Origin of the sequence: Streptomyces sp. NPDC020192, from assembly GCF_044388685.1 — a bacterium.
GTDB lineage: Bacteria > Actinomycetota > Actinomycetes > Streptomycetales > Streptomycetaceae > Streptomyces.
The window spans coordinates 478,847-505,181 of sequence record NZ_JBIRXG010000001.1; the positions used below are offsets into that span (position 1 = coordinate 478,847).

Sequence of the window (26,335 nt, forward strand, 5' to 3'; positions counted from 1 at the left end):
AGCCGGACGATGAGGCCCCCCGCTGTGGCGGGGGGCCTCATTGCATGATGGCCGTATGCGTGCGGCCCGGCTCATCAAGATGGTGCTCCTCCTCCAGTCCCGCCCCGCCATGACCGCGGCCGAGCTCGCGGCCGAACTGGAGGTCTCGGAGCGGACGGTCACGCGGGACGCGCAGGCGCTGTCGGAGGCGGGGGTGCCGGTGTACGCCGACCGGGGACGGGCCGGAGGGTATCGGCTGGTCGGCGGGTATCGGACGCGGCTGACGGGGCTGGCCCGGAGCGAGGCGGAGGCGCTGTTCCTGAGCGGGGTGCCGGGGGCGCTCAGGGAGATGGGCCTGGACGACGCGGCCTCGGCGGCCCGGCTGAAGGTGTCGGCCGCCCTGCTGCCCTCGCTGCGGGACGCCCCGGACAGCGCCGCCCAGCGGTTCCATCTGGACGCGCCGGCCTGGTTCCGGGAGCCGGAGACGCCCGCGCTGCTGCCGGTGGTGGCCGAGGCGGTGTGGGAGGACCGGCGGATCCGCGCGGTCTACCGGCGCGGGGAGAGCACGGTCGAGCGGGAGCTGGAGCCGTACGGGCTCGTGCTGAAGGCGGGCGTCTGGTACCTGTGCGCGCGGGTCGCCGACGGCCACGGCGGCTTCCGGACGTACCGGATCGACCGGTTCGGTGCCGTGGATCCCCTGGAGGAACGCTTCACCCGTGACCCGGACTTCGATCTGCCCGGCCACTGGGCCGGACAGGCCGAGCGGTTCGCACGCTCGATCCTGCGCGCCGAGGTCGTCGTACGGCTGTCCCCGGACGGGGTGCGCCGGCTGCGGTACGCCGTCGATCCGCTGTCCGCGCGGGAGGCACTGGCGGAGCCGGGCGAGCCGGACGGCGAGGGCTGGGTGACGGTCACGGTGCCGGTGGAGTCCGAGGAGGTCGCGCACACGCAGCTGACGGCGCTCGGGGCGGAGGCCGAGGTGCTGGCCCCGGCGAGCCTGCGGGAGCGGTTCGCGGCGGACGCGGCCCGGCTCGCCGCCCGATATGACCATCGGTCCGCCGGATAACGATCCGCCGTACTCCGGCGCACTCCGCGTGCGTGGCACGGGTCGAGGCCCGATGCTGGTGCCGTGATGGAAGAGTCGGAGTTCTGGGAGCTGATCGACGCCACCCGCGAGGCCGCCGAGGGCGATCCCGAGGAGCAGGCCGACCTGCTCGTGGACCGGCTGCTCCAGCTGGACCCGGAGACGGTCCTGGACTTCGCCCGTCATTTCGAGGCCCGCTACAACCGCGCCTACCACTGGGACCTGTGGGGCGCCGCCTGGGTGCTGCTGGACGGGGCCAGCGACGACGCGTTCGACTTCTTCCGGTGCTGGCTGATCGGCCAGGGCCGGGAGGTGTTCGAGGGCGGGCTGCACGATCCGGACTCGCTGGCCGACCTGCTGGGCGACTTCGACGAGGAGATCGACGGGGACGGCGAGGAGCTGGGCTACGCGGCGGACGAGGCCTACGAACAGCTGACCGGCACCGTCGCCCCCGACCTGGGCATCGCCCCGGCACCCGCGGAGCCGGAGGGCAGCTCGATCAACTTCGAGAACGAAGCTGTCCTCGCGCAGCTCTATCCCAAGCTCTGGGATCGCTTCAAGGGCTGATTTCTTCCAGGAATTCGACCGAAAACGTTCACTCCGGGCGTTCCTCTGGCATCTCACGCCCCAGAAAACACACCGTCAGAAAGCGCACGCACGAGGCGTGTTCCACGTTCGGCGTACGCCGGAACCGCGCTCCCTGCCGACTCAGCACGCACCCGAAGGCGACGACATCCGTGTCCGGACGATGAGACTCGCGTGCTCGGACTCCCCCGCCCATCGCGCCCGCGCTTGCGCTCGGCCCACCGCTCGCTGTCGTGCTCCAGCCCCACCGCGCACCACGCCCTCGCTCACCGATGCGCGTCAGAACACGTCCGTGCGCAGTCAGTCGCCAGCAGCTGCAACCCCACCTCCGGTCGGCCTGTTGCCGGACTCGATGTGCTCGACGTGCTCGACGGTAGGACGCGGGGCTCGGAGAAGCCTGCGGGGAGCCTATGGCGTTGCTGTGGACGGCGTACGGGGCGTGGCCGACGCACGGGCTGTGGCGGGCACCGGGGGGATACGGCCCTGGAGACGGGCGGCCGCCTCGCGGATCTCGGGGAGGCGGGCGGTGAGGGCGGCGCCGGGGCAGCTGGTCATGTAGCCGGCGTCGTGGCCGGACAGGACCGGCAGGGTGGCGGTGGTGCCGGCCTTGTAGCGGCTGAGGCTGCTGCTGGAGAGCAGCCGGACGCTGGCGCGGGGGTCGACACCGGCGAGGCCCAGTTTCCAGGCGGCCACGGCGGCGATCGCGTCGGTCATGGCCCGGGGCACGGGGACGCCCGCGGTGAAGGTGCCGAGGGCGGCGATGCCGGCGGTGCGGTGGTTGAAGCCCAGGGTGTGGGCGCCGATGACGGCCCGGTCGACGCCGCCGGCCCGGCCCTCGTAGATGGTGCCGCAGCGGTCGACGATGAAGTTGTAGCCGATGTCGTCCCACTGGCGGTCACCGGTCTGGCCGGCGTACAGGTGGCGGATGATGTTGGGCGCGTCCGCGCAGTCGTAGTCGCCGGGTGAGTCGGTGTGGTGCAGGAAGACGGCGACCACCTTGTCGTCGTAGCGCGGCGGCGGCTGGGGCCCGGCGGTGGGCCCCATCCAGACGGACCGGGGCACGATGACCGGCCGGGGCGCCCGATAGGCCGTGCTGGCCCCCGCCCCGTGCCGATCGAGCCGCACGGGGCCGGGCCTGTCGTCGCCCCGGGCGACCAGCACCAACGCGACCAGGGCGAACACCCCGGACAGACAGCCGATCAACACCAGGAGGGCAACGCGGATCCGGACGGGAAGGCGGCGGCACGTCTTCACCGGCCCGGGTGGCTCCGCCGGCCCGGATGGCTCAGGTGACGCGGCCGGCTCGGCTGACCCGGGCGATTCCGGCGCGCGGGGCGATCCGGCGGTCGTCCCCTCAGAGGCCCCCTCCGGCCGGGCCGGCCCTGAGGGCTCAGAAGGCTCAGACGACTCAGACGACTCAGACGGCCCCACACCACCCCAGATGGTGGCCCCAGAACCCCAGGGCGGCAGCCCCGGCAGCCCCGGCTCCGGCCTCCCGGAGGCCCCCCGCACTCCAGCCGACGGCCTCCGTACGCCCGGCCTTCTCAGCGTTCTCAGTCTTTTCAGCGATCTTCGGACAACGCGCATGGTCCCACTCTCAAGGCGACGCGCCGTGCCCGCGATGTGCGTTGTGCCAGCCGGTGGAACCATCGTCCTGGTCCGGGACGTTTCTGCGGGTACACGCATACGTGGTCGGTTCGCCGCGCGGTGGCCGCTCAGGTGTGGGTGACTGATCAAACGGGCCTGTCCCGTCCGTACTGAGGGGTCCGAGAGAAAGGCGGCTCAGTGGACCTGCTCGACCTGGTGCTTGTGCTGGTGATCCTCGTCTACGCGGCGTCCGGCTACCGACGGGGACTGGTGGCCGGCTGCGTCTCCCTCGCGGGATTCGTCGGCGGCGCTGTCGTCGGCGTGTGGGTGCTGCCCTGGGTGACCGGCCTGGTGGCGCGCGGTACGGCGGCGGCGACCGTGCTCGCGGTGCTGACGGTACTGGTGCCTGCCGTGGTCGGGCACGAGCTGGCGGGCCGGCTGGCGCTGCGGCTGCGCGGGGAGATGGACCAGGGGCCGCGTCCGCTGCGGGTGATCGACGGGATAGGGGGCGCCGCGGCCAACTCGGTCGCGGTGCTGATCGTGGCCTGGGTCGCGGCGAGCGTCCTGGGCGCGGCCCCCTCGCAGACGCTGACGACGGCGATACGGAACTCGACGCTGCTCGGCGCCGTGCAGGAGGCGATGCCGCAGACGACGCCCGCCTGGTTCTCTCGGGCCACGTCGGCGCTGACCGAGGCGGGCTTCCCACAGGTCTTCAACCCGTTCGAGAACGAGTCGACGGCCCGGGTGGCCCGCCCCTCCGGCGACAGCGTGACCCCGGCCGCGACCAGCGCGGCGAAGCTGAGCACGGTGAAGATCGAGGGCGTCTCGGGCAACGAGGGCCGGGAGGGCAGCGGCTTCGTCTACGCCTCGGAGCATGTGATGACCAACGCGCACGTGGTGGCGGGCATCAACCACCCGGGCGTGCGGATCGGCGGGGTCGGGCGGTCGTACGACGCCCGGGTGGTGCTGTTCGACCCCGACCGGGACGTGGCGGTGCTGTACGTGCCGGGTCTGCGCGCCCCGGTGCTGCGCTTCGACACGAACGCGGGGCGCGGCGACTCGGCGGTGGTCGCGGGCTATCCGCAGGACGGCGGCCTGAACCTGCAGGCGGCGACGGTGGCGAGCCGGGTCCAGGCGACCGGGCAGAACATCTACAGCGACCGCACGGTCACCCGGGACATCTACTCGATCCGCTCCACGGTCCGCCCGGGCAACTCCGGCGGCCCGTTGCTGACCACGGACGGCAGGGTGTTCGGGGTGGTCTTCGCCCGTTCCACCTCGGACGCCGAGACGGGGTACGCGCTCACGGCGGACGAGGTGGCGGGCGACGCGAAGCAGGCGGCCACCGCGACGACCTCGGTGGACACCGGCAGCCTTGTCAGCTCCTGACCATGAGGGCTCTCACAGCTTGCGGCCCATGATCACGTCGTCGACGTAGGCGCCGTCGAGGAGGAACTCCTCCGGCTGTACGCCCTCGACGGCGAACCCCTCGGACGTGTACAGCGCGCGGGCCGGGGCGTTGTGCCCGAGCACGCGCAGGCTCAGCCGCCGTGCACCACGTCCGCGCGCCTCCTCGACGGCGGCCCGGATCAGCGCGCGCCCCACGCCCTGCCCGCGCGCCTCGTCGGCGACGGCGAGGCCCTGGATCTGCAGGACGTGCGCGTTGGAGGCGAGCGGGGTGGGGCGGGCGAGGCGGATGTAGCCGACGATCCGCCCGTCGGTCTCGGCGACCAGGTAGTCCCCGGGGGTGTGCCGCTCGTCGAAGAACGACCCCTCGGGCGGGGGCGCGACGGCGTGCAGGGTGGACCAGGTGAGGCGGTCCAGGAGGGCGAGGCCCTCCTCGTCGTCGGCGACGGCGATGCGTATCTGCGGCGTGTACGGCTCGGGCATGGCGATCACCCTACGGCGGGCGGTCGGAGACGCTCACGGGGTTTTGCCGCGGCCGCGGGCATGCTGGGGCCATGGAACCCATGGAACGGATGCGTATCGCGGTGGCCGGTGCGTCGGGGCTCATCGGCAGCGCCCTGGTGCGGTCTCTGACGGCGGACGGGCACAAGGTCGTACGGCTGGTGCGCCGGGCGGCCGCGAAGCCGGACGAGGTCTGCTGGGACCCACAGGGGCAGTATGTGGATGCCGCGGGGCTGACCGGGGTCTCGGCGGTGGTGAATCTGGCCGGGGCCGGGATCGGCGACCGGCGCTGGACACCGGCGTACAAGCGGCTGCTGCGGGACAGCCGGGTGCTGGGCACGGCCGCGCTGGCGGAGGCGGTGGCCGCGCTGCCCGAGCCGCCGCGGGTCTTCGTCAACGGCAGCGCGATCGGCTTCTACGGCGACACCGGCGACCGGGCGGTGGACGAGGAGGCGCCGCCGGGCGACGGGTTCCTGGCGGAGCTGTGCGTGGAGTGGGAGGAGGCGGCGGCGCCCGCGCAGGAGGCGGGCGTACGGACGGTGTTCGCGCGGACGGGGCTGGTGGTGGCCCGGGGCGGCGGGGCGTGGGGGCGGCTGTTCCCGCTGTTCCGGGCGGGGCTCGGGGGGCGGGTGGGCGACGGGCGGCAGTACTGGTCGTACATCGCGCTGCATGACGAGGTCGCGGCGATCCGGCATCTCATCGACGCCGAGTCCCTGTCCGGGCCGTTCAACCTGACCGCGCCACAGCCGTTGACGAACCGTGAGATCACCGCGGCGATGGCGCGCGTCCTGCGCCGTCCGGCCCCGTTCGCGGTACCGGCGCCGGTGCTGCGGGCGGTGCTGGGTGAGATGGCCGGGGATGTGCTGGGCAGTCAACGGGTGCTGCCGAGGCGGCTGTTGGAGTCGGGGTTCCGGTTCGCGTTCCCGGACATCGAGCAGGCGATCCGGGCGGCCTGACGTACCCAGACGTACACGAGGGATGTCCTGCGACCTCTTGTGACCGTATGCGACCTCCATGCGACCGTGCCCTGTTCATGCGCGACTGTTCGTGACCGATCGCGGCCCTAACCTCGAGCCGAACTCGGGTATCCCTGGAGCCTGTTGGGGGCATGACGTCTCCACCGGCCGCGCAACCACAGGAGGGGCCTCGTGCTTGAGCCCGCGTACCAGGTGGACGTCGTCATCGTGGGAGCCGGAATCGCCGGTCTCTCGGCGGCTCATCGGCTCACCAGCGCAGGAGTAACGACCGCAGTCCTTGAGGCCGCCCCTTACGTGGGCGGCCGTATGTCGACGGAGAAGGTCGACGGCTTCCGACTCGACCGCATCGGACAACTGCTGTCCACGTCCTACCCCGAACTCCGTACGACCCCGGGCCTGGACTCCCTGGTCCTGCGCACCTTCGCGCCCGGCGTCCTGCTGCACCGCGACGGACGGACCCAGCGCGCGGGAGCACCGGCAGGCGTCGGGAGCGCAAGGGGCGCACGGGGCGCACTCCATGCGGTGCGTGCCCTCGCGAGCACCCCCAGGAATCCGGCGGCCGCTCCCGGCCGGGCCGGGGCGCCGGTCGGCGGCGCGGTGGACCAGGCCCGGCTGGGCGCCGCGCTCGGCCGGATCGCCGCCACGCCCGTCGAACGCATCCTGGCCCGCCCAGAGATGCCGGCCGCTCAGGCCCTCGCCCAGCGAGGACTCCCGCCGCGCACCGTCGAGGGTTTTCTGCGGCCCCTGCTCGCCACGCTCCTCTGTGACCCCGAGCTGACCACCTCCAGCCGGTGCGCCGACCTCGCGCTGCGCGCCTTCGCGAGCGGGCTGCTGTGCGTGCCGGAGGGCGGCGCGGACGTCCTGCCGGAACTGCTGGCGCGGGCGCTGCCGCCCGGCACCGTGCGCACCGGGGTGCGGGTGACCTCGGTGTGCACCACCTCGGTGACCACCGCCGAGCACGGGGAGATCCGCTGCCGGGCGGTGCTGCTGGCGACGGACGCGCGGGCGGCGGCGGAGCTGCTCCCCGGACTGCGGGTGCCGGAGTTCCACCCGGTGACCGTGGTCCACCACACCACCGACGACCCGGCGACCGCCCTCGGCACGGGCACCTCGCTGCTGCTGGACGCCGATCGGGGCGGACCGGTGGCGCACACGGCGGTGGTCAGCGCCGTGGACCCGAGCCGGGCGCCGGTCGGCCGCGTCCTGATCTCCTCGACGGTCCTGGGGCCGCCGCCGGAGAGCGTGGACACGGCCGTCCGCATCCACCTCTCCCGGCTCTACGGCACCTCGACGCGCCGCTGGGAGACGCTGGCCGTGCACCACACCCCGGAGGCCGTCCCCGCGATGCGCCCCCCGCACGACCTGCGCCGCCCGGTACGCCTCCTGGCCGGCCTCTACGTCTGCGGCGACCACCGCGACACCAGCACGGTCCAGGGCGCCCTGTACTCGGCCCGCCGGGCCACGGCCGCGATTCTGGCCGACCTGGGCGCGGCGGGCTCGATGCATCGTGCGGATCCGGCACCTACGTTGCCCAGGGCGGCGTAAACGCACCCAAAGGGGCGCGGCGGGACGGGGTGAACTACCCCAACGCCGCCACCTTCTCCCGATACCCCCTCGCCGGTGCCGCATCCCGATACGGCTCCAGTCGGCGCTCGAAGTCCCGGACGTACTCGATCGCGCGAGCGGAACGCATCTCGGCTGCCTGGCCGGCGGCCTCCGCGGCCAGCGTGCACGCCTGGTCGAGTTCGCCGAGGCCGAGGCGGGCCGTGGCGAGGACGACGCGGCAGAAGAGGCGGCTGCGGGCGAAGGAGGGCGCGCGGAGCTGCAGGGAGCGTTCGGCGTGCTGGGCGGCGGCCCGGAACTGCTGCAGATCCCGGTGGCAGTGCCCGAACTCGTCGGCGAGCTGGGCCTCGTCGAAGAACTTGGCCCAGTACGGCACGTCGTCCCCGGGCCGGGCCGCCTCCAGGGCGCGCTCGGCCCGCACCAGCGCCGCGGTGCACGCCCGCACCTCGCCGAGCACGCCGTGCGCCCGTGCCTCGGAGGCGTGCAGCAGCGCCTGCACGACCGGCGGAGCGCTCGTGCCGACCCCCTGCTGGGCCACCCGGGCCAGCTGCACGGCCTCCCTGCCGTGCCCGAGATAGACGGCCTGGCGGCTCATGGTGACCAGGACGTAGGAGCCGTAGGACCGGTCGCCGGCCGCCTGGGCGAGCCGCAGGGCCTGCACGAAGTAGCGCTGGGCGAGTCCGTGCGCGGCGATGTCGTACGACGTCCAGCCCGCGAGCCGGGTGAGGTCGGCGGCGGCGCCGAACAGCCGGCGGCCGGTCTGCTCGTCGTAGCTGCCGCGGAGCATCGGCTCGCACTCGTGCTCCAGGTAGCGCACGAGGGCCTGGCGGGCGTGGCCGCCGCCGAACCGGTCGTCGAGGGTGCGGAACAGCTCGCCCACCGAGCGGAGCGCGGCGATGTCGCCGCCGCTGACCTTGTGCCCGGGGACGCGCTCGGCGTTCCCGCGCGCCCGGGGCGGGGCGAGCGGCTGGGGCTTGACGGGGCCCGGACGGACCTGCGCGGGCACCCGGGGTGCCGGGTCGCGGGCCACCTTGTCGTCGGGCTTGCCGATCAGCCAGTCCCGGCTGGGTACGACGAGCCCCGCCGGGGTGAAGGCGATCTTGCGCAGCTCGGCGTGGCTGCCGGAGTCCTTGCGCCACAGCCCGCTGACGATGTCGACCGCCTCTTCCGGGGTGGCCGCGAACTCCAGCCCGGCGTACACCGGCGCGCACGCGTCCAGGCCGAGATCCTGGGCGGTGAGCCGGCGCCCGAGCCGGCGTGTGAACACCTCGGCGATCAGGGCGGGGGTCGTGCCCCTGGGCTGCTGTCCGCGCAGCCAGCGGGTGACCGAGGTCTTGTCGTATCTGAGGTCCAGCCCGTGCTCCAGGCCGAGCTGGTCGACGCGACGGGCCAGACCCGCGTTGGAGAATCCCGCTTCTGCGATGAGCGCGGCGAGTTGGCGGTTGGGGGTGCGCTGCGCGGGTCGGTCCGTCATCTGCGGTGCGGTCTCCTGCCTTCCGGGCCTCTGAAGTGCCCGGTTTTACCTTTGAGCAGCCCTTATGGCCTCACGAACGGCGCGAATGTAGCGGAGAGTGAGGAGCTGATCACACATTCCGCCAGGCATTCATCCGATCGTGTGAGAAACGCCCGTAGGGCTGACGTACTCCGGTCGGACGTACAGTGGCGTGGGCGCGTTACGTGCCTGACACACCGATCGCTCGGTCGATTGCCCGGCCGTCGCTGAGGGAGGCGCTTGCCGTGAGTGAGTTGCGGTTCGTCCGCATGGGGTTCGATGCGGAAGCCGTCGAGTACCAGGAGGCCTGGGACGAGCAGCGCCGGGTGCACGCGGCCCGGTTCGCCGACGAGGTCCCGGACACCGTGATCCTCCTGGAGCACCCGCCGGTCTACACGGCCGGCCGGCGCACCGAGGCCGGCGAGCGGCCGCTGGACGGCACCCCGGTCATCGACGTGGACCGCGGCGGCAAGATCACCTGGCACGGACCGGGCCAACTGGTGGGCTACCCGATCCAGAAACTCCCCCGCCCGGTGGACGTGGTCGCGCACGTACGGCGGCTCGAGGAGGCGCTCATCCGCGCCTGCGCCGAGTTCGGCGTGGAGACCACCCGGGTCGAGGGCCGCAGCGGTGTGTGGGTGCTCGGCGACCCCGTCGAACAGCGGCCGTTGTGGGGGTCCCCCCGGCCGGAGGCTGGGGGAGGCCTGGCCCTGGACTTCGACCCGCGGATCAGCGACCCGGAGTTCGACCCCCGGCTCAACGGTCCCGAGTACGCCCCCTCCAACGCGGGCCAGCGCCGCGAGGACCGCAAGATCGCCGCGATCGGCATCCGGGTCGCCAAGGGCGTCACGATGCATGGCTTCGCCCTCAACGTGAACCCCGACAACAAGTGGTTCGACCGGATCATCCCGTGCGGGATCCGGGACGCGGGGGTCGCCTCCCTCGCGGGCGAGCTGGGCCGGGACGTCACCATCGAGGAGGTCCTGCCGGTGGTCGAGCGGCACCTGAGGGACGTACTCGAGAATGCGGAACCGAAGCCGCGGCTGATCGAGAAGGCGACCGCCTGAGCCGGGAATGAGGCCTGCATCTGCGAGGTTGGCCTCTGCGGCAGGGCGCAATTAGCACGGGCGTACCCTGGAGTGCGCCGAAGAATCGAAGATTCACGCACGTCAAACAGCAGGGAGCCGGTCGTGTCCGCAGTCGCACCCGACGGACGCAAGATGCTGCGTCTGGAGGTCCGCAACAGCCAGACCCCCATCGAGCGCAAGCCCGAGTGGATCAAGACCCGGGCGAAAATGGGTCCCGAGTACACGAAGATGCAGAACCTCGTGAAGAGCGAGGGCCTGCACACGGTCTGCCAGGAAGCCGGCTGCCCGAACATCTACGAGTGCTGGGAGGACCGCGAGGCGACCTTCCTCATCGGCGGCGACCAGTGCACCCGGCGCTGTGACTTCTGCCAGATCGACACCGGCAAGCCCGAGGCCCTGGACCGCGACGAGCCGCGCCGCGTCGGCGAGTCCGTGGTCACGATGGACCTGAACTACGCCACCATCACCGGCGTCGCCCGCGACGACCTGGAGGACGGCGGGGCGTGGCTGTACGCCGAGACCGTGCGGCAGATCCACGCGCAGACGGCGGACCGCGAGGGCGGCCGTACGAAGGTGGAGCTGCTGGCTCCCGACTTCAACGCGGTCCCCGAGCAGCTGGCCGAGGTCTTCTCCGCGCGCCCGGAGGTCTTCGCGCACAACGTCGAGACGGTGCCGCGGATCTTCAAGCGGATCCGCCCGGGCTTCCGCTACGAGCGCTCCCTGAAGGTCATCACCGAGGCCCGTGACTTCGGCCTGGTCACCAAGTCGAACCTGATCCTCGGCATGGGTGAGACCCGCGAGGAGGTCAGCGAGGCGCTCAGGCAGCTGCACGACGCGGGCTGCGAGCTGGTCACCATCACCCAGTACCTGCGCCCCTCCGTACGGCACCACCCGGTCGAGCGCTGGGTCAAGCCGCAGGAGTTCGTGGAGCTGAAGGAGGAGGCCGAGCAGATCGGCTTCTCCGGCGTGATGTCCGGCCCGCTGGTGCGCTCCTCGTACCGGGCCGGCCGCCTGTACCAGATGGCCATCGAACAGCGTCATTCAGCTGCTCCGCAGCGGGGCGGCAGTTACATCGCCACCCAGGCTGTGTGAATTCGCGCACAAGCAATTACCGGCCGGTAATGGCCGAGTCGACGCGGTCCTGACCGTCCTCGCTGATGAGGGCGTCCATCAGGGCCGCGTCATCGTTTGGGCGCCCCGCATCAAGGCTTCATGGGTGTTTGACCGGTCGGACACTCCCTGGTAACACCAAACAGTGACACTGGTATCACGCCACGTACACCATCCGCCGTCCCGAGGGGGGACCTCGACCATGCAGGCCGCGCCCGTACGCGCCACCGCCATCCCGTCCTTCACCGACGCGCTCCGCGCCGTCGAATCACTGCTCATGAGCGGCGGTCAGCGCACCGCTCGCCGCAACGCCTGGACGTCCGTGCTGGAGGACCGCCGCCGCGCCAAGGACCGGGTCGAGGCGCAGCGCTTCCTGGAGCAGGCCGCGGCCCGCTCCTGACCCCCACCCCCTCGGGCACTGCCGTCGTCGGCACTCCCGGGGCCACGTAGACTTCGTGGCATGGCGAGGAAGGAAACCGCGGCGGACGCCGCGAACGCAGGGCGACTGAAGCAGATCGCTCTCACGTACAAGATGACCCGTAAGGTCGACACGAAGATCGGCCTGGTTCTCGGGGCTGTCGGCATCGGCACTCTCGCCGTCTTCCTCGTGATCGGCTTCCTGCTCGGTCACCCCATCTACCTGGGCATCTTCGGTCTGCTGATCGCTCTGCTGGCGACCGCGATCGTGTTCGGCCGCCGGGCCGAGCGTGCCGCCTTCGGCCAGATGGAGGGTCAGCCGGGCGCCGCGGCCGCCGTGCTGGACAACATCGGCCGGGGCTGGACGACGACCCCGGCGGTGGCGATGAACCGCAGCCAGGACGTGGTGCACCGGGCGGTCGGCAAGGCCGGCATCGTGCTGGTCGCCGAGGGCAACCCGAACCGGGTGAAGAGCCTGCTGGCCGCCGAGAAGAAGAAGATGAACCGCATCGTGGCCGACGTCCCGGTGCACGACGTCATCGTCGGCAACGGCGAGGGCATGGTCGAGCTGAAGAAGCTGCGCACGACCATGCTGAAGTTCCCGCGCGTGCTGACCGGCCCGCAGGTGACGGCCACCACCGACCGGCTTCGGGCGATGGGTGACCTCATGTCCAACATGCCGCTGCCGAAGGGCCCCATGCCCAAGGGCATGCGCATGCCGAAGGGCCGCTGAGGCTCGAAGATCGCCCGAAGAGCCCTCGAGGCTCGCTCGTACGCCCCCGGCGGCGGCCGTCGGTCAGTTCAGCGAGTGGAACTCCCGCTCGCAGTAGACCATCGGCGACCCCTCGCCCAGCCGCACTCCCGTTACCCGGCCGACCAGGATCGTGTGATCCCCGGCCGGGTAACGCGCGTATGCGGCACAGTCCAGCTGTACGGGGGCCTGCCACACCGTCGGCAGCCCGGCGGGGCTCGGCCGGAGCAGGCGGTCGGAGAACTTGTCCGCGCCCTTGGTGGCGAACCGCAGCGCCAGATGCCGGTGTTCCGGGGCCAGCACGCTCACCGCGAAGTGCTCGCAGCGCGCGAAGGCCACCGCCGAGTCGGCCATGTCCGACAGGCACACCAGGACCAGCGCCGGTTCCAGCGAGACCGAGCAGAAGGAGCTGGCGGTGAAGCCGCGCGGGGTGCCGTCCTCGCAGCGGGCGGTCACCACCACGACGCCCGACGGAAAGCGCGCCATGGCGTCCCGGAACTCCTCGGGGGTCACCCCGGCCGCCATCACATCCTGACCATCGGTCATACGCGCACCACCTGTCCCGCGACGTCGGCTCGGTGACCGTCCGTGTCCGGGCGGTCACCGTCACCGATCACGACTATGCCGCCGCCACGGGTACCGGGCAACCAGAGAGGACCCGGGGGTGGGCCGGGACGGTCAGCGGGCCGGGACGGCGTTCCCGGCGCCGAGTGCCCAGGCGCCGTAGGCCGCGCCGGTGGTCTCGAAGGACAGGGCCACGTGCGAGGCCGCCGTGTCGATGTCCCGCCGGAACCGCTGGACGGGGTCGGACTCGAAGTGCCCCGAGGTGCCGGTGGCCCGGAAGAGCCGCTCCACGGCGGACACCAGCAGCTCCACCGCCAGCGCCAGGTCCCGCGGCCCGCGCACCGCCGCCTCGGCCGCGCCGGGCTCGTCGATGCCGTCGGCGGCCCGGGCGGTGCGCCGCACGAGGAGTTCGGCGGCGTCCACCTCGGCGGCGGAGCGGGCCAGGTCGATCTGCACCGAGGGCTTGTCGCGGACCGGGTTGCCGCGCCGGTCCAGGCGCCGCCGGGTCTGCTCGTGCGCGGCCCGCAGGGCGCCCCGGGCGGCGCCGACCAGCGGGGCGGCGAACGGCAGGGCGTTCACGGCGTACATGGGGACGATGTGGCAGCGGGCGTCCGTGCCGACCGCCCGGCCCTCGTGCACGGCGGATCTGCCGAGGGTCAGATGGTCGGGCACATAGGCGTCACAGAGGACCAGGGTGTCGCTGCCGGTCCCCCGCATGCCGAGGGTGAACCAGCTGTCCCTGACCACGACGTCCGCCCGCGGCACCGCGAAGAACCGCACCTCGCCGGACCGGTCGGAGCGGCCGCCGGTACGCCCCTCGGGACCGGCCTCGCCGGGTACGACCGAACAGGCGAGGACCCAGTCGGCGAAGTGCACCCCGCTGATGTACTTCCACTCGCCGCTCAGCCGCCAGCCGCCGGGCACGCGCTCGGCCGTCCCGGCGGGCATGAGCGCGCCGGCCACCAGGACGTCGGGGCCGTCGGCCCAGATCTCCGCCTGTCCGGCGGCGGGCAGGAAGGCCACGTACCGGCCGGCGTAGGCGGCCAGCGAGGCGGCCCAGGCCGCCGAGGCGCAGCCCTCACCCACCACGCCGACCGCGCAGGTCAGCTCCTCGAAGCCGCCCTCGGTGCCGCCGTGGGTCGCGGGCACGAAGTGCCGGGCGAAGCCGGCCTCCTTCAGCGCCTCGACCACCTCGGGCGTGAGCCGCCGGGCGGCCTCCGCCTCCTCGGCGCACCGCGCCGCGATCCGGGCCGCGCCGGGTGCGCCGACCATGATCCGCGAGAGGCGCGGCGCCTCGTCCGTACGCGTCTGTGTGCTGTCGCCAGTCATTCTGTCCGCCACCTCCACCGGGGATGGCGGCAGTCTCACCGGGCCGCAGCGGCGCGGGCCGGACACCGGTCCGACGATCACCCGACCGGGACCGGGAAATTCGTATGATCGGACGAACCAGGCACCCGAAGGTGGGGCCTGGCCGCCCTGTCGGGTGGCGGAGCCTCAGATGCGGACTTCGACGGTCTTGGCGAGCCGGTCGTGCAGGCCCCGGCCGTCCCGGTCCCAGACCAGCGCCGGGATCGCGAGGCACAGCAGGATCGTGCGCACCAGCGCGCGCACCGGGTTGACCACGCCAGTCTCCAGCGCGACGACCCGGATGCGGAACAGCCGCTTGCCGGGGGTGGAGCCGATCGTGCCGACGGTCAGGACGCTCAGGAGGAAGAAGATGCCGAGGGCCCAGTTGCTGGTCGCCTGGCTGTAGCCGTGGGTGATCAGGCCGTATGCGATCAGGACGCTCATCGCCCAGTCCACGGCGAGGGCGCCGATGCGCCGGCCCGGCCGCGCGACCGAGTTGGGCCCGGTCTCCGGGAGACCGAGCTGTTCCCCCCGGTAACCGAAGTCGGCACCGGCGTCTTCCAGGGCCTCGCGGGGCCCGGACAGCCATGATCCGATTGCACGCCTGTTGTCCACTCGTCAAAGGTACTGCGCCCGGTGACGAGCCCTGTGCCGAGGGGTGTGTCGGGGCTACGGTGGACACGTGGCCGGTTAACTTCTGCGAAACAAACGGGTCACGCCCGAGAAATCACCCGTCCCTAGGGTCGAGACCAGCGTGTGCCACCGCACTGGCCGCACGAACGATCTACCACCCCGGCGAGGACGGTCGGGAGTAGGAGGAGCTGGATGTTCCAGAACGCCGACGAGGCCAAGAAGTTCATCGCGGACGAGGACGTCAAGTTCGTCGACGTCCGCTTCTGCGACCTGCCGGGCGTCATGCAGCACTTCACGGTGCCCGTCGAGGCGTTCGACCCCGACGAGGAGCTGGCCTTCGACGGATCGTCGATCCGTGGTTTCCAGGCCATCCACGAGTCCGACATGGCCCTGCGCGCCGACCTGTCGACGGCCCGGGTGGACCCGTTCCGCCGGGACAAGACGCTCAACATCAACTTCTTCATCCACGACCCGATCACGGGCGAGCAGTACTCCCGTGACCCGCGCAACGTGGCGAAGAAGGCCGAGGCGTACCTGGCCTCCACCGGGATCGCCGACACCGCGTACTTCGGTCCCGAGGCGGAGTTCTACGTCTTCGACTCCGTCCGTTTCGCCACGTCCGCGAACGAGTCCTTCTACCACATCGACTCGGAGGCGGGCGCCTGGAACACGGGCGCGCTGGAGGACAACCGCGGCTACAAGGTCCGCTACAAGGGCGGTTACTTCCCGGTCCCGCCGGTCGACCACTTCGCCGACCTGCGCGCCGAGATCTCCCTGGAGCTGGAGCGGTCCGGCCTGAAGGTCGAGCGCCAGCACCACGAGGTGGGCACCGCCGGCCAGGCCGAGATCAACTACAAGTTCAACACGCTGCTGGCCGCCGCCGACGACCTTCAGCTGTTCAAGTACATCGTGAAGAACGTGGCCTGGCGCAACGGCAAGACCGCGACCTTCATGCCGAAGCCGATCTTCGGTGACAACGGCTCGGGCATGCACGTCCACCAGTCGCTGTGGTCGAACGGCGACCCGCTGTTCTACGACGAGGCCGGTTACGCGGGCCTGTCGGACACCGCCCGCTACTACATCGGCGGCATCCTCAAGCACGCCCCGTCGCTGCTGGCCTTCACCAACCCGACGGTGAACTCGTACCACCGTCTGGTGCCGGGCTTCGAGGCTCCGATCAACCTGGTGTACTCGCAGCGCAACCGCTCCGCGGCCATGCGTATCCCGATCACGGGCTCCAACCCGAAGGCCAAGCGCGTCGAGTTCCGTGCGCCCGACTCCTCCGGCAACCCGTACCTGGCCTTCTCGGCCCTGCTCCTCGCGGGTCTGGACGGCATCAAGAACAAGATCGAGCCGGCCGAGCCGATCGACAAGGACCTGTACGAGCTGGCTCCCGAGGAGCACGCGAACGTCGCCCAGGTCCCGACCTCCCTCCCGGCCGTCCTCGACTCGCTCGAGGCCGACCACGAGTTCCTCCTCCAGGGCGACGTCTTCACGCCGGACCTGATCGAGACGTGGATCGACTTCAAGCGCACCAACGAGATCGCGCCGCTGCAGCTGCGTCCGCACCCGCACGAGTTCGAGCTCTACTTCGACGTGTGACAGCCGCGCCGCCCCTCCGGCGGCACAGCACCACAGGGAAACCCCTCGGCTCCCTCCTCGAAAGGGAGAGGACCGGGGGGTTTCCCCATGTCCGGGTCCCGTCAGGTCTCGGGCGGGCGACCTTTGCGGCTTCCCTTCCTTCCTCCCTTCGGGGGATCATCCCTTCTGACCCTGCCGGACGAGAGAGGTTGAACGGGGATGGCAGAAAAGAACGACTGGGAGCGGGAGTTCGATCATCGCTGGGCGAAATCCGCCCAGCACAAGGAGCCCTCGGCGCGGGCCCGGATGCTCGCCGCCCGCTGGAAGGAGAACCCGCCAAACCCGGCGCCCTTCCGTGCCGACCCCGATCCGGTGCCGCGCCGGGCGTCCTGGGCGTCCACGGCCGTCGTGGTCGCCGCAGTGATCGTGGTCATGGTGCTGATCGGGTTCGTGCAGTTCCGCTCCTCCTACTAGACGCGGCTCACTCTTCGTACCAGGAGCGGCGCTCACAGGTACCTTTTGCTGCCCCTAGGGCCGTTCGGAACCACTTCATGGGAATCGGCAGGTGCACACTGGACAGCGGGACGAGTGCGTGACTGCGGGGTGATGCAAGATGCAGAGCCGGTTCCGGAGCGATCGACGGCTGGCCGTGCGCATGGGACTCACGATGTTCCTGCTCGGTCTGCTCTACGTGGGCTTCGTCGCGGCCTTGATCGTGCTGCTGAAGTCCTGGCTGCTGGTCGTCGTCGTGGTCGGGGCGATGTTCGTGGCACAGTTCTGGTTCTCCGACAAGATCGCCATGTTCGCGATGCGCGGGCGGGTCGTGGAGCGCGAGGAGTATCCCGAGCTGCACGCGGTGGTGGACCGGCTGTGCGCGATCGCGGACATGCCCAAGCCGGTCGTCGCCGTGTCCGAGCTGGACATGCCGAACGCGTTCGCGACCGGGCGCAACCCCGACCACGCGGTGGTCTGTGTGACGACCGGGCTGCTCCGGCGGCTGGAACCCGCCGAGCTGGAGGGCGTGCTGGCGCACGAGCTGTCGCACGTGGCGCACAAGGACGTCGCCGTGATCACGATCGCGTCCTTCCTCGGGGTGCTGGCGGGCCTGATCGTCCGGTTCGCCTTCTACTCACAGGTCTTCGGCGGCCGCCGGGACCAGAACACGGCCGTCATCATGGCCGCCGTGCTGGGTGTCTCGGCGGCGGTGTACGCGATCAGCTTCCTGCTGATCCGGGCGCTGTCGCGGTACCGGGAGCTGGCGGCGGACCGCGCGGCCGCGCATCTCACCGGCCGCCCGTCGGCCCTCGCCTCGGCGCTCACCAAGGTCTCCGGGGACATCGCCCGGATCCCGACCAAGGATCTGCGCACGGCCCAGGCCTTCAACGCGTTCTACTTCACCCCGGCGGAGGGCAAGGAGCCGGGCCTGGAGCGGTTCTTCTCCACGCACCCGACCCTGGAGCAGCGCCTCGAGCAGCTGGGCCGGATCTCGGCCGAGCTGGGCGAGGCCGCCACTCCCGGGAAGGCGGACTGAGCACATGGCACTGCGGAAGGCGGGCTGAGCATTGGGGCTGCTGGACATCCTGCTGGGCCGTACGAAACCGGTCGCGCCCGATCTGGATCAGCTCTTCGCGCTGCCCTCGGCGGCCGTGACGCTGCAGGCCGCGGCCGGTTTCACACCCACCGGGGGCGGGGCGGTGTGCTTCGCCACGGTGGAGGGCGCGGCCTTCGAGCAGACCCATCGGGAGGTGCAGGCGCTGCTGGACGCGGACACCGACCGGACCGGTCCGCCGGTGGAGCTGCGCCGGGACACGTACGGCTACTCGTGGCTGGTGTCCGAGCGGACGCCGGACCAGCTGCCCCAGCTGGTCAACGATCTGCACGCGGTGAACAGCGCGATGGAGGTCAACGGATTCGGCCCGCAGCTGCTGTGCTCGCTGGCCGCGTTCCAGGACGACACCGGCCGCAGGCTGGCGTTGGTCTACCTCTACAAGCGGGGCACGTTCTACCCCTTCGCTCCCGTCCCCGGTGCGGGCGAGCGCCGGGACAGCGCGCTGGAACTCCAGGTGAAGGCGACCCTGGCGAACGACCTGCGGATCGAACAGGACCTGAGCCGCTGGTTCCCGGTGTGGGGCGCCCCCGGTCTGTGACCGGCGCCGTCGTGCCGGGTGCCCCGCCGGTCGGTCGGCGGGGCACCCGGTGTGCGACCGGTCTCAGCGGCTGTAGCGCATGAACGCCCGGACCATGTGGCAGGTCGTGTCGGACGGCGGGCGCATGCCGATGTCCTGCGCCGTGGTGCGGATCGTGGCGTCGGAGGCCTGGGCCGGGAGGTAGACGCCCGAGTCGAGGAGGGCTATGGCGAGGCGCATGGCCTTCAGCCGGCGGTTGTGGCTGACGTACCACTCGCGCGGCCGCCCGGCCGCCAGCGGACGCTTCGTCAGGGGCTCGTAGGGCGAGTCGAAGAGAACGGGGTGCTGGGCGGTGGACTGGGTCGGGAACGGCTTCGGCTTCAGGGCGGCAGCGGGCACGGGCATCCTCCTGTCGCGGTCAGGGTGCCGACCGGACAGCCCGGCGACACCCTCGAACACTGCTTCCAGTCTACTGCCCGGCACTGACAATCAGGCAGTCCGCGAGCCCGGCAAAGCTCCAGGTGAGCCCTGCAATTGACATCCTGTCACGGACGGTCCGAGTGATGCTCAAGAGGCGCCGAGAAATTCGAACACCGCGGACCGTCGCCCGCCCCGGCCAGGGCACGCAACGCGCGCTTGTCCACCTTGCCGCTCGCGTTGAGGGGAAGCCGCTCCGTCCACCAGACGGCGGTCGGCCGGTGTGCGGGAGCGAGCCGGTCCGCCACGCGTGCGCACGCCTCGGCGGCGGCCCGCCGGCTCGGCGCGCGGCCGGCCGCCGGCACGAGGAAGGCGCAGACCTCCTCACCCGTCCGGGCGCTGGGCCGGCCGGCCACGGCGGCCTGCGCGACGGCGGGGTGCTCGGTGAGGACCGCTTCGACGGGCAGGCAGTAGATGTTGTCCCCGTCGACCACCACCATGTCCTTGACCCGGTCGTCGAGGTAGAGATAGCCGTCGTCGTCCAGGTGCCCGAGGTCGCCGGTGCGCAGCCAGCCGTCGCGCAGCACCTCCTCCGTGAGGTCGGGCCGCATCCAGTAGCCCGCCATCCGCGCGGCCGACCGCACCCACACCTCGCCCACCTGCCCGACGGGCAGTGACCGCCCGACGGCTCCGGTCCGCCGTACGTCGATCTCCACCCCGGACGCCGGCCGGCCCACCGAGCCCAGCAGCCAGGGCCGGTCGGCGACGGCCGCCGCGTGGTCGGCGGGGGTCAGCCTGGTGACGACCGCGGACTCGGTGGAGCCGTAGCCCTGCTGCCAGCGGCAGCCCCAGGCGGTGACCGCCTGCCGCAGCCGCTCCGGCGGGATCGGCGAGGAGCCGTAGCTGATCGCCTCGAGGCCCGGAATCCCGTCGGCGGCCCGGGGGTCCGCCAGGAGCCGGAGGATCATGGGCGGCAGCAGATACGTCGACGCCGGCCCCAGTGTCCGGCAGGCGGCCAGCAGCTTCCCGGTGTCGAAGGCGGACAGCACCTCCACCCGGCCGCCCGCCCGCCAGTGTTCGAGACAACGGCCGCCGGAGCGCGCGGCCAGGGAGGCCACCGACACATAGGTGCCGGTTCGCGCGGCCTGCTCGCCGGGGCGGGCCGCCAGTGCGCGGAAGGTGGTGGCGACGCCCTTGGGCCGGCCGGTGGTGCCTCCCGTGTAGATCACGCGTGCCACGTCGTCCTCGCGGGCGGCGACGGGCACCGCGACCGGCTCCCGCGGTGCGGCCGCCGCGAGCAGTTCGGTCAGCGCCAGCCGCCGTACGCCCGTGTCCGGCACCGGGATGTCGTGCACCACCAGGTCCGGACGGCAGTCCCGGAGGAGGTACGCCACTCCGTACGTGGACGCGTCCCGTACGACCAGGGTCAACCGGGCGCCCAGGACGTGGGCGGCGGTCCGCAGGAGCAGCGCCTGTGCCCGGTTCCCGCCGAGCACGCACGCCAGCCCGGACCCGCGGCGCACCCCCGTGTCGCCGAGCACGCCGGCGACGCGGTAGACCTCGTCGAGCAGTGCGCCATGGTCGAGCACACGACCGCCGAGGCCGGCGCCGCCCAGCGCCGGGCGGCCGGCGTGCCCCTCCAGTGCCGCGACGAGTCCGGTCACGTATGCGGCGGGCATGGTCCCATGGAAGGCGAGGTACGGCCGTACGGCAACCGGTCGCCGTCCCCGGCGGCGGCCTGCGGCGCGGGCGGGAGGCCGCACTCGCTACCGTTGGCCCATGGAAATCTGGATCAATCCGGCCTGTTCCAAGTGCCGCAGCGCCATCAGCCTGCTCGACGCCGAGGGGGCCGAGTACACCGTCCGCCGCTATCTGGAGGACGTGCCGAGCGCGGACGAGATCAGGGCCGTACTCGAGCGGCTGAACCTGGAGCCGTGGGACATCACCCGGACCGGGGAGGCCGACGCCAGGGAACTGGGGCTCAGGGAGTGGGCGCGGGACGCGGAGTCGCGGGAGCGCTGGATCACCGCGCTCGCCGAGCACCCCCGGCTCATCCAGCGGCCGATCATCACCGCGGACGACGGTACGGCCCTGGTGGCCCGCACCGAGGACGCGGTACGGGAGGCCCTGTCCCGCGACAAGGACTGAGCCGCGCCCAACTCTGCTGTGACGCAGCCCACTTCACCGACTCCCGCAACCGCTGAGTAACTCTGTTCGGTATCTCGTACATAGCGGCGTACGCTCCCCTACCTCTTCAGGAGGCGCGCATGTCGCGCAGGAGAACTCTCGGCACGAAGAAGAAGATCGCGCTGCTCGTCAGCGCCGCGGCGGTGGCGGGCGGTGGGGCCTTCGCACTGGCGAGCACGTCCAACGCCGCCCAGCCCGCGCAGAACGCGAAGACCCTGTCCGCGGGGAACTCGACCGTCTGCCAGGGCCTCGCCACCGCCCTCGGCAACAACGAACGCTTCATCGCCGGACAGCAGGCCAGTCCGGACGCCCAGTCGGCGGCCCGGATCGCCAACCGGCAGGCGGTCGTCAAACAGATCGAGGTCCAGCAGAAGGCGGCCGGTTGCACCGTTGGGGAGTCGGCTCAGGGCTCCCAGTCGGCGCAGGGCGGCCAGGCCCAGCAGCAGAGCGCGCAACCCTCGCAGAACGCGCAGCCCTCGCAGAGCGCGGCCGCGGGCAGCAGCGGCGGTGGCGCCGCCGCGGCCTCCGGGCAGCAGGTCTGCAAGGGCTCCACCGTCACCCTCTCCGGCGAGGCCGGCGCCCCGGCCGCGTCCAGCAACCAGTTCCCGGCGGGTACGACGCTGAAGGTCACCAACCTGGACAACAACAAGGCGACGACGGTGAAGGTCACCTCCGTCTCCGGCAGTTGCGTCCTGCTCAACAACGCGGCCTTCGAACAGGTCCGGGAATCCGGCAAGTTCCTCATCCGCCACGCCCTGATCGAGAAGGTGGGGTGAGGCTCGGTCCGACAGGAAGCGGGTGAGGCCGGCAGGTCCAGGACACGCAGCGGATACGCCGCCTTGAGCCCAGCGAAACACCGGGTCGGGCTCAGGAGGAACAGGCGGCGTGTCCCGGGCCGTCCAGGACCGCGTCCGGCCGGAGCACCAGGTCGGCGACCGTGCGGGGGTGGCGGTCGCCGGCCGGGACGCTCGGGCCCGGAGGGCGCCCATACCCCGCCCGCCGGCACCTCACAACGTGAGCCGTGCCACAGAACACCCAGGTAACACGGGGTTCACACAGGAGCAATGGCCGGGAAATCGCCTGTTGACAGGCTGCGCGGCAGATCGAGCGGCGCCCCAGTGCCGCAGCGCCGCAGCACCCGCCACGACGAGTGCACCCGACCCACCCCTAAGGATGTGGCCCCGTGACCTTCAAGGCTGAGTACATCTGGATCGACGGCACCACGCCGACGGCCAAGCTTCGTTCCAAGACGAAGATCATCACGGGTGCCCCGGCCGGTCTCGACGCGCTGCCGATCTGGGGCTTCGACGGCTCCTCCACCAACCAGGCCGAGGGCCACGCCTCGGACCGCGTGCTCAAGCCGGTCTTCACGTGCCCGGACCCGACCCGCGGCGGTGACGACATCCTGGTGCTGTGCGAGGTCCTCGACATCGACATGACCCCGCACGAGTCCAACACCCGTGCCGCGCTGGCCGAGGTCGCCGCGAAGTTCGCCGCGCAGGAGCCGATCTTCGGCATCGAGCAGGAGTACACCTTCTTCGACGGCTCCCGTCCGCTGGGCTTCCCCGAGGGCGGCTTCCCGGCCCCGCAGGGCGGCTACTACTGCGGTGTCGGCGCCGACGAGATCTTCGGCCGTGACATCGTCGAGGCCCACCTGGAGAACTGCCTGAAGGCCGGCCTCGGCATCTCCGGCATCAACGCCGAGGTCATGCCGGGCCAGTGGGAGTTCCAGGTCGGCCCGCTCGCCCCGCTGGAGGTCTCCGACCAGCTGTGGGTGGCCCGCTGGCTGCTGTACCGCACCGCCGAGGACTTCGGCGTCTCCGCGACCCTCGACCCCAAGCCGGTCAAGGGCGACTGGAACGGTGCGGGCGCGCACACCAACTTCTCCACCAAGGCCATGCGCGAGGGCTACGACGCGATCATCACCGCGTGCGAGTCGCTCGGTGAGGGCTCCAAGCCGCTCGACCACGTGAAGAACTACGGCGCCGGCATCGACGACCGCCTCACGGGTCTGCACGAGACCGCCCCGTGGAACGAGTACTCCTACGGCGTCTCCAACCGCGGTGCCTCGGTCCGTATCCCGTGGCAGGTCGAGAAGGACGGCAAGGGCTACATCGAGGACCGCCGCCCGAACGCCAACGTCGACCCGTACGTGGTGACCCGCCTGCTGGTGGACACCTGCTGCTCCGCCCTGGAGAAGGCCGGCCAGGTCTGATCCGCCCGACTCCCGTAAGGGGCGCCCGCCGTCTTGGCGGGCGCCCCTTACGCATATCGTGCGCTGTCATGCAGACCCGATGGGCGGACCTCGGCCACGCGTACGGCCCGGCCGACGACATCCCCGACCTGCTGCGCGCGATGGAGTCCGAGGGCCCGGACGTACGCGAGGAGGCCATGGACGGCCTGGTCTCCGCGCTGTGCCATCAGGGCAGCGTCTACGACGCGTCCGCCGCCGCCGTCCCCCACCTCGCCCGGCTCGCCCTCCACGGGCCCGGCCACCGGCGGGAGTTGCTCTGGCTGCTCGCCGGCATCGCGGACGGATCCGGGAAGCCCGCCGTACGCGCCGCCGCGCGGCGGGCCGTGGCCGAGGTGATGCCGGACCTGCTGCCCTTCGCGCACGACACCGACGCGGAGATCCGGGACGCCATGGTGCTGCTGATCGCCCACCTCGGCCATCCGTACGCCGCGCCCCTCCTCCCCCTGCTGCGGGCCCGGCTCGAGGCGGAATCCGACACTGAGGTGCGCGGGCATGTCGTCACCGCGCTCGGGCTGCTGGAGGCGGGCGACGGCGGCTGGCGGCACTCTCTGCTGGCCGATCCCGCACCCCGGGTACGGCTCGCCGCCGCCGAGGATCTGCTGCGCACCGCCGAACCACCGCTGCCCGGCGCCCTGGTGGACGTCGGCGCGCGGGCGTACGCGGCCGACCCGCACGACCGCGCGAGCGGCTACTGGCCGCACCCCTACCGCCCGTTCACCGACCGGCTCGTGGCGGACGACCCGGACGCGGCACTGCGGGCCCTCGCCCAGGGCGTGCCGCTCGCCCACGAGATCACCGAGCGCTGGCGGGACCGTGAGACGGCCGTCCTGCCCTGGGTGCTGGCGGAACTCGGCGACAGCGCATGGGAGTTGTACCGGCTGGCCCGGCTCACCTGTGCGCTGCCCACGGAGGATCACGGGCAGGTGCGCGAGCGGGTGCTGCCGTACCTGGACGCGGACGACGGGGCCGTACGGGCCGCGGCGCTCACCGTGCTGGCCCGCGCCGGTACGGCGGAGGTGGTGCCGGAGGTCGTGCGGCTGGTCGAGGAGGCGCCCGACCTGGACGGCACCGTCCGTGCCGTCAGCGCGGTGGCCGAGGTGTTCGGGGCCGGGGCGCTGCCCGTGGCGCGGGCCGTGGCCGGGCGGCTCGACGTGGCCTCGTCCTGGCTGGTCGGAATGCTGGCCCGGTATCCCGAGGTGGCCGCGGAGGCGGTGGCCGGGCTCGCCGCCCTGGTCCCCGGGCACGAGTACGGCGGCGCGATCACCGTGCTCGGCGCGCTCGGACCGGCCGCCGGTGCCGTCGGCGCCGAGGCCCTGCGGGCGGCCGCGACCACGGGTACCGGCTCCTCGGTGTCGAGGGCCGCCGCGCTGGCGTACCACCGGGTGGCCGGCGACCCGGAGCCGGCGCTCGCCCTCCTCGACCGCGAGCGCCCCGACCCGGCCTCGGGGTGGGTGGCGTACGCCGGTGAACTCGGGCCCGCAGCCGCGCCGTTGCTGCCCCTGATCGAGCCGCTGCTGGCGGGCAGCCGTACGGTCGGCGGCCGGGGCCGGGCGGCGCTCGCCGTGTGGCGCATCACGGGCCGGACCGAGGACACGGTGGAGCCCCTCGCCCGGTGGCTGGTCGGGAGTGGCGACCGGGCCGGTGTCGACCTGCCCGCGGCCCTGCCCGCCCTCACCACGATCGGCCTCCTCCCCCGGTTCTCCGTGGACCCGCTGCGCAGGATCGCCGAGTCGCGTCGGCGGGTCTCCTCCGACCTGTTCGTCGAGGGCGGCCCGCACCCGGACTACCTGCTGCGGTCCGCCGTACGGGAGTTGCTGGACTCCGCGACGGTGCTCGACTGAGCGGTACATGTCCGGATACCGAGACATCATCTCGGGTGGGGGTCCTGTCCGGCGCCCGCGTCTGCTTCAATGGGCGTATGGCCAGCTTCCAGAAGTACACCGCGACGGGTCGCCACGACCTCGAGCCCTTCTGGCCTTCCCGTCAGCACCACGACTTCGACCGGGTGTGTTGCCGCGCGACGAACGCGCGGGCCCTCTAAAGCCGTAACCCCGGCCTTCGGCCAGCGCGAAACGACGTACGTCCTTCCCGACGAACCCCTCGCGCGAAAGAGCTGACCCCTCATGGCGACCACTCGTCCTCTGTCCTCCGTCCCCGTCTCCTCCCCTGCCCGGCAGCGACTGCGCGCCGTCGACCCCGACGAGGTGATCGATGTCGCGGAGTTCCTGCCGCCGGGCGCCACCTGGCTGCCCGCGCCGAAGCACACCCTGCCCACGCTGCCGGGGCAGCCGCCGATGGTCGGCTACCTCGTCCTCATCCCGGCCGACCGACCCCACGTCGTGGACACCGACCGCCCCGGCGACACCGGCGACCCCCTCGTCCGCATCGATCCCGTGCAGCGCACCGCCAGCGTCGACGGCCGCGAACTCGACCTGACCTACCTCGAGTTCGAGCTGCTCGCCCACCTGGTGGCCCACCCGCACCGGGTGCACACCCGCGACCAGCTGGTCACCACGGTATGGGGCTACGGCCATGTCGGCGACGGCCGTACCGTCGACGTGCACGTCGCCCGGCTGCGCCGCAAGCTGGGCGCACAGTACCGGCAGACGATCCAGACGGTGCGCCGGGTCGGCTACAAGTACACGCCGCCGACCGCCCGCTGATCCGGCCGCCGCTCTGCCCTGG

The 26,335-nt window shown here is 72.1% G+C and carries 26 protein-coding genes; 18 read left to right on the plus strand and 8 right to left on the minus strand.

Translation table 11 applies throughout. The features are described 5' to 3' along the window. Nucleotides 1–55 precede the first annotated feature (55 nt). Together ACH47Z_RS02235 and ACH47Z_RS02240 are read left to right on the plus strand one after the other, a co-directional pair. Entirely contained in the window at nt 56–1,045 is a 990-nt protein-coding gene (locus tag ACH47Z_RS02235; protein ID WP_399069556.1) for a helix-turn-helix transcriptional regulator, read from the plus strand. A gap of 66 nt (nt 1,046–1,111) precedes the next feature. Continuing rightward, nucleotides 1,112–1,630: a DUF4240 domain-containing protein gene (locus ACH47Z_RS02240; protein WP_399070347.1), complete on the plus strand. Its 519-nt coding sequence runs from the start codon at nt 1,112–1,114 to the stop codon at nt 1,628–1,630. 426 nt (nt 1,631–2,056) lie between these two features. Here the strand turns inward: ACH47Z_RS02240 and ACH47Z_RS02245 are convergent, their stop codons facing one another. Beyond that, complete coding sequence (locus tag ACH47Z_RS02245; protein WP_399070349.1) at nt 2,057–2,854, minus strand: peptidoglycan recognition protein; 798 nt, start codon at nt 2,852–2,854, stop codon at nt 2,057–2,059. A gap of 579 nt (nt 2,855–3,433) precedes the next feature. Here ACH47Z_RS02245 and ACH47Z_RS02250 point away from each other — a divergent pair. Beyond that, complete coding sequence (locus ACH47Z_RS02250; protein WP_399069558.1) at nt 3,434–4,624, plus strand: MarP family serine protease; 1,191 nt, start codon at nt 3,434–3,436, stop codon at nt 4,622–4,624. Between the two features lie 12 nt (nt 4,625–4,636). On the opposite strand, the gene ACH47Z_RS02255 is transcribed toward ACH47Z_RS02250, so the two are convergent. Beyond that, entirely contained in the window at nt 4,637–5,125 is a 489-nt protein-coding gene (locus ACH47Z_RS02255) for a GNAT family N-acetyltransferase (protein WP_399069560.1), read from the minus strand. A gap of 80 nt (nt 5,126–5,205) precedes the next feature. Here ACH47Z_RS02255 and ACH47Z_RS02260 point away from each other — a divergent pair, with 80 nt between their 5' ends. Both ACH47Z_RS02260 and ACH47Z_RS02265 read left to right on the plus strand, forming a co-directional pair. After that, nucleotides 5,206–6,099 (plus strand): TIGR01777 family oxidoreductase, encoded by an 894-nt coding sequence (locus ACH47Z_RS02260; protein WP_399070351.1) that lies wholly within the window; start codon nt 5,206–5,208, stop codon nt 6,097–6,099. 192 nt (nt 6,100–6,291) lie between these two features. Continuing rightward, nucleotides 6,292–7,665 (plus strand): NAD(P)/FAD-dependent oxidoreductase, encoded by a 1,374-nt coding sequence (locus ACH47Z_RS02265; RefSeq protein WP_399069562.1) that lies wholly within the window; start codon nt 6,292–6,294, stop codon nt 7,663–7,665. A gap of 34 nt (nt 7,666–7,699) precedes the next feature. On the opposite strand, the gene ACH47Z_RS02270 is transcribed toward ACH47Z_RS02265, so the two are convergent. After that, on the minus strand, nt 7,700–9,157 hold the full coding sequence (locus ACH47Z_RS02270) for a regulator (RefSeq protein WP_399069563.1): 1,458 nt from the start codon (nt 9,155–9,157) through the stop codon (nt 7,700–7,702). Between the two features lie 263 nt (nt 9,158–9,420). On the opposite strand from ACH47Z_RS02270, the gene lipB reads away from it, so the two are divergent. The 4 genes from lipB to ACH47Z_RS02290 all read left to right on the plus strand — a co-directional run bounded on the left by lipB (nt 9,421) and on the right by ACH47Z_RS02290 (nt 12,523). Continuing rightward, a complete protein-coding gene (gene lipB / locus ACH47Z_RS02275) occupies nt 9,421–10,242 on the plus strand; it encodes a lipoyl(octanoyl) transferase LipB (protein ID WP_399069565.1) in 822 nt (273 codons plus the stop codon). A 123-nt stretch (nt 10,243–10,365) separates the two neighbouring features. Continuing rightward, nucleotides 10,366–11,355: a lipoyl synthase gene (lipA, locus tag ACH47Z_RS02280; protein ID WP_399069567.1), complete on the plus strand. Its 990-nt coding sequence runs from the start codon at nt 10,366–10,368 to the stop codon at nt 11,353–11,355. A 220-nt stretch (nt 11,356–11,575) separates the two neighbouring features. Beyond that, complete coding sequence (locus tag ACH47Z_RS02285) at nt 11,576–11,773, plus strand: hypothetical protein (RefSeq protein ID WP_399069569.1); 198 nt, start codon at nt 11,576–11,578, stop codon at nt 11,771–11,773. Nucleotides 11,774–11,833: 60 nt separating this feature from the next. Further along, nucleotides 11,834–12,523, plus strand: a complete 690-nt coding sequence (locus ACH47Z_RS02290; protein ID WP_399069570.1) for a DUF4191 domain-containing protein — start codon at nt 11,834–11,836, stop codon at nt 12,521–12,523. A 63-nt stretch (nt 12,524–12,586) separates the two neighbouring features. On the opposite strand, the gene ACH47Z_RS02295 is transcribed toward ACH47Z_RS02290, so the two are convergent. The 3 genes from ACH47Z_RS02295 to ACH47Z_RS02305 form a co-directional block, all read right to left on the minus strand. Continuing rightward, the gene (locus ACH47Z_RS02295) at nt 12,587–13,087 is read right to left on the minus strand and encodes a flavin reductase family protein (RefSeq protein ID WP_399069572.1); all 501 of its coding nucleotides are present in this window, start codon (nt 13,085–13,087) and stop codon (nt 12,587–12,589) included. 132 nt (nt 13,088–13,219) lie between these two features. Beyond that, on the minus strand, nt 13,220–14,434 hold the full coding sequence (locus ACH47Z_RS02300; protein WP_399069574.1) for an acyl-CoA dehydrogenase family protein: 1,215 nt from the start codon (nt 14,432–14,434) through the stop codon (nt 13,220–13,222). A 165-nt stretch (nt 14,435–14,599) separates the two neighbouring features. Then, nucleotides 14,600–15,067, minus strand: a complete 468-nt coding sequence (locus ACH47Z_RS02305) for an RDD family protein (protein WP_399069576.1) — start codon at nt 15,065–15,067, stop codon at nt 14,600–14,602. A 210-nt stretch (nt 15,068–15,277) separates the two neighbouring features. On the opposite strand from ACH47Z_RS02305, the gene glnA reads away from it, so the two are divergent. From glnA to ACH47Z_RS02325, 4 genes are all read left to right on the plus strand, one after another. Further along, nucleotides 15,278–16,687 (plus strand): type I glutamate--ammonia ligase, encoded by a 1,410-nt coding sequence (glnA, locus tag ACH47Z_RS02310; protein WP_399069577.1) that lies wholly within the window; start codon nt 15,278–15,280, stop codon nt 16,685–16,687. Nucleotides 16,688–16,885: 198 nt separating this feature from the next. Continuing rightward, nucleotides 16,886–17,140 carry a hypothetical protein gene (locus tag ACH47Z_RS02315; protein WP_399069579.1) on the plus strand — a complete coding sequence of 85 codons (255 nt, stop codon included), beginning with the start codon at nt 16,886–16,888 and terminating at the stop codon, nt 17,138–17,140. 139 nt (nt 17,141–17,279) lie between these two features. Continuing rightward, entirely contained in the window at nt 17,280–18,197 is a 918-nt protein-coding gene (gene htpX / locus ACH47Z_RS02320; RefSeq protein ID WP_399069581.1) for a zinc metalloprotease HtpX, read from the plus strand. Between the two features lie 31 nt (nt 18,198–18,228). Then, a complete protein-coding gene (locus ACH47Z_RS02325; RefSeq protein ID WP_399069583.1) occupies nt 18,229–18,813 on the plus strand; it encodes a hypothetical protein in 585 nt (194 codons plus the stop codon). Nucleotides 18,814–18,876: 63 nt separating this feature from the next. Here ACH47Z_RS02325 and ACH47Z_RS02330 read toward each other — a convergent pair whose 3' ends face one another. Both ACH47Z_RS02330 and ACH47Z_RS02335 read right to left on the minus strand, forming a co-directional pair. Next, entirely contained in the window at nt 18,877–19,191 is a 315-nt protein-coding gene (locus ACH47Z_RS02330) for a hypothetical protein (RefSeq protein ID WP_399069585.1), read from the minus strand. A gap of 146 nt (nt 19,192–19,337) precedes the next feature. Continuing rightward, a complete protein-coding gene (locus ACH47Z_RS02335) occupies nt 19,338–20,888 on the minus strand; it encodes an AMP-binding protein (RefSeq protein ID WP_399069586.1) in 1,551 nt (516 codons plus the stop codon). A 100-nt stretch (nt 20,889–20,988) separates the two neighbouring features. On the opposite strand from ACH47Z_RS02335, the gene ACH47Z_RS02340 reads away from it, so the two are divergent. The 5 genes from ACH47Z_RS02340 (at nt 20,989) to ACH47Z_RS02360 (ending at nt 26,313) form a co-directional block, all read left to right on the plus strand. Further along, the gene (locus tag ACH47Z_RS02340) at nt 20,989–21,357 is read left to right on the plus strand and encodes an ArsC/Spx/MgsR family protein (protein ID WP_399069589.1); all 369 of its coding nucleotides are present in this window, start codon (nt 20,989–20,991) and stop codon (nt 21,355–21,357) included. A 119-nt stretch (nt 21,358–21,476) separates the two neighbouring features. After that, nucleotides 21,477–22,172: a hypothetical protein gene (locus tag ACH47Z_RS02345; RefSeq protein WP_399069591.1), complete on the plus strand. Its 696-nt coding sequence runs from the start codon at nt 21,477–21,479 to the stop codon at nt 22,170–22,172. A gap of 407 nt (nt 22,173–22,579) precedes the next feature. After that, nucleotides 22,580–23,611: a glutamine synthetase gene (gene glnII / locus ACH47Z_RS02350; protein ID WP_399069593.1), complete on the plus strand. Its 1,032-nt coding sequence runs from the start codon at nt 22,580–22,582 to the stop codon at nt 23,609–23,611. A 68-nt stretch (nt 23,612–23,679) separates the two neighbouring features. Further along, the gene (locus tag ACH47Z_RS02355) at nt 23,680–25,491 is read left to right on the plus strand and encodes a hypothetical protein (protein WP_399069595.1); all 1,812 of its coding nucleotides are present in this window, start codon (nt 23,680–23,682) and stop codon (nt 25,489–25,491) included. A gap of 282 nt (nt 25,492–25,773) precedes the next feature. Further along, complete coding sequence (locus ACH47Z_RS02360) at nt 25,774–26,313, plus strand: winged helix-turn-helix domain-containing protein (protein ID WP_399069596.1); 540 nt, start codon at nt 25,774–25,776, stop codon at nt 26,311–26,313. The last annotated feature ends 22 nt before the right edge of the window (nt 26,314–26,335 follow it).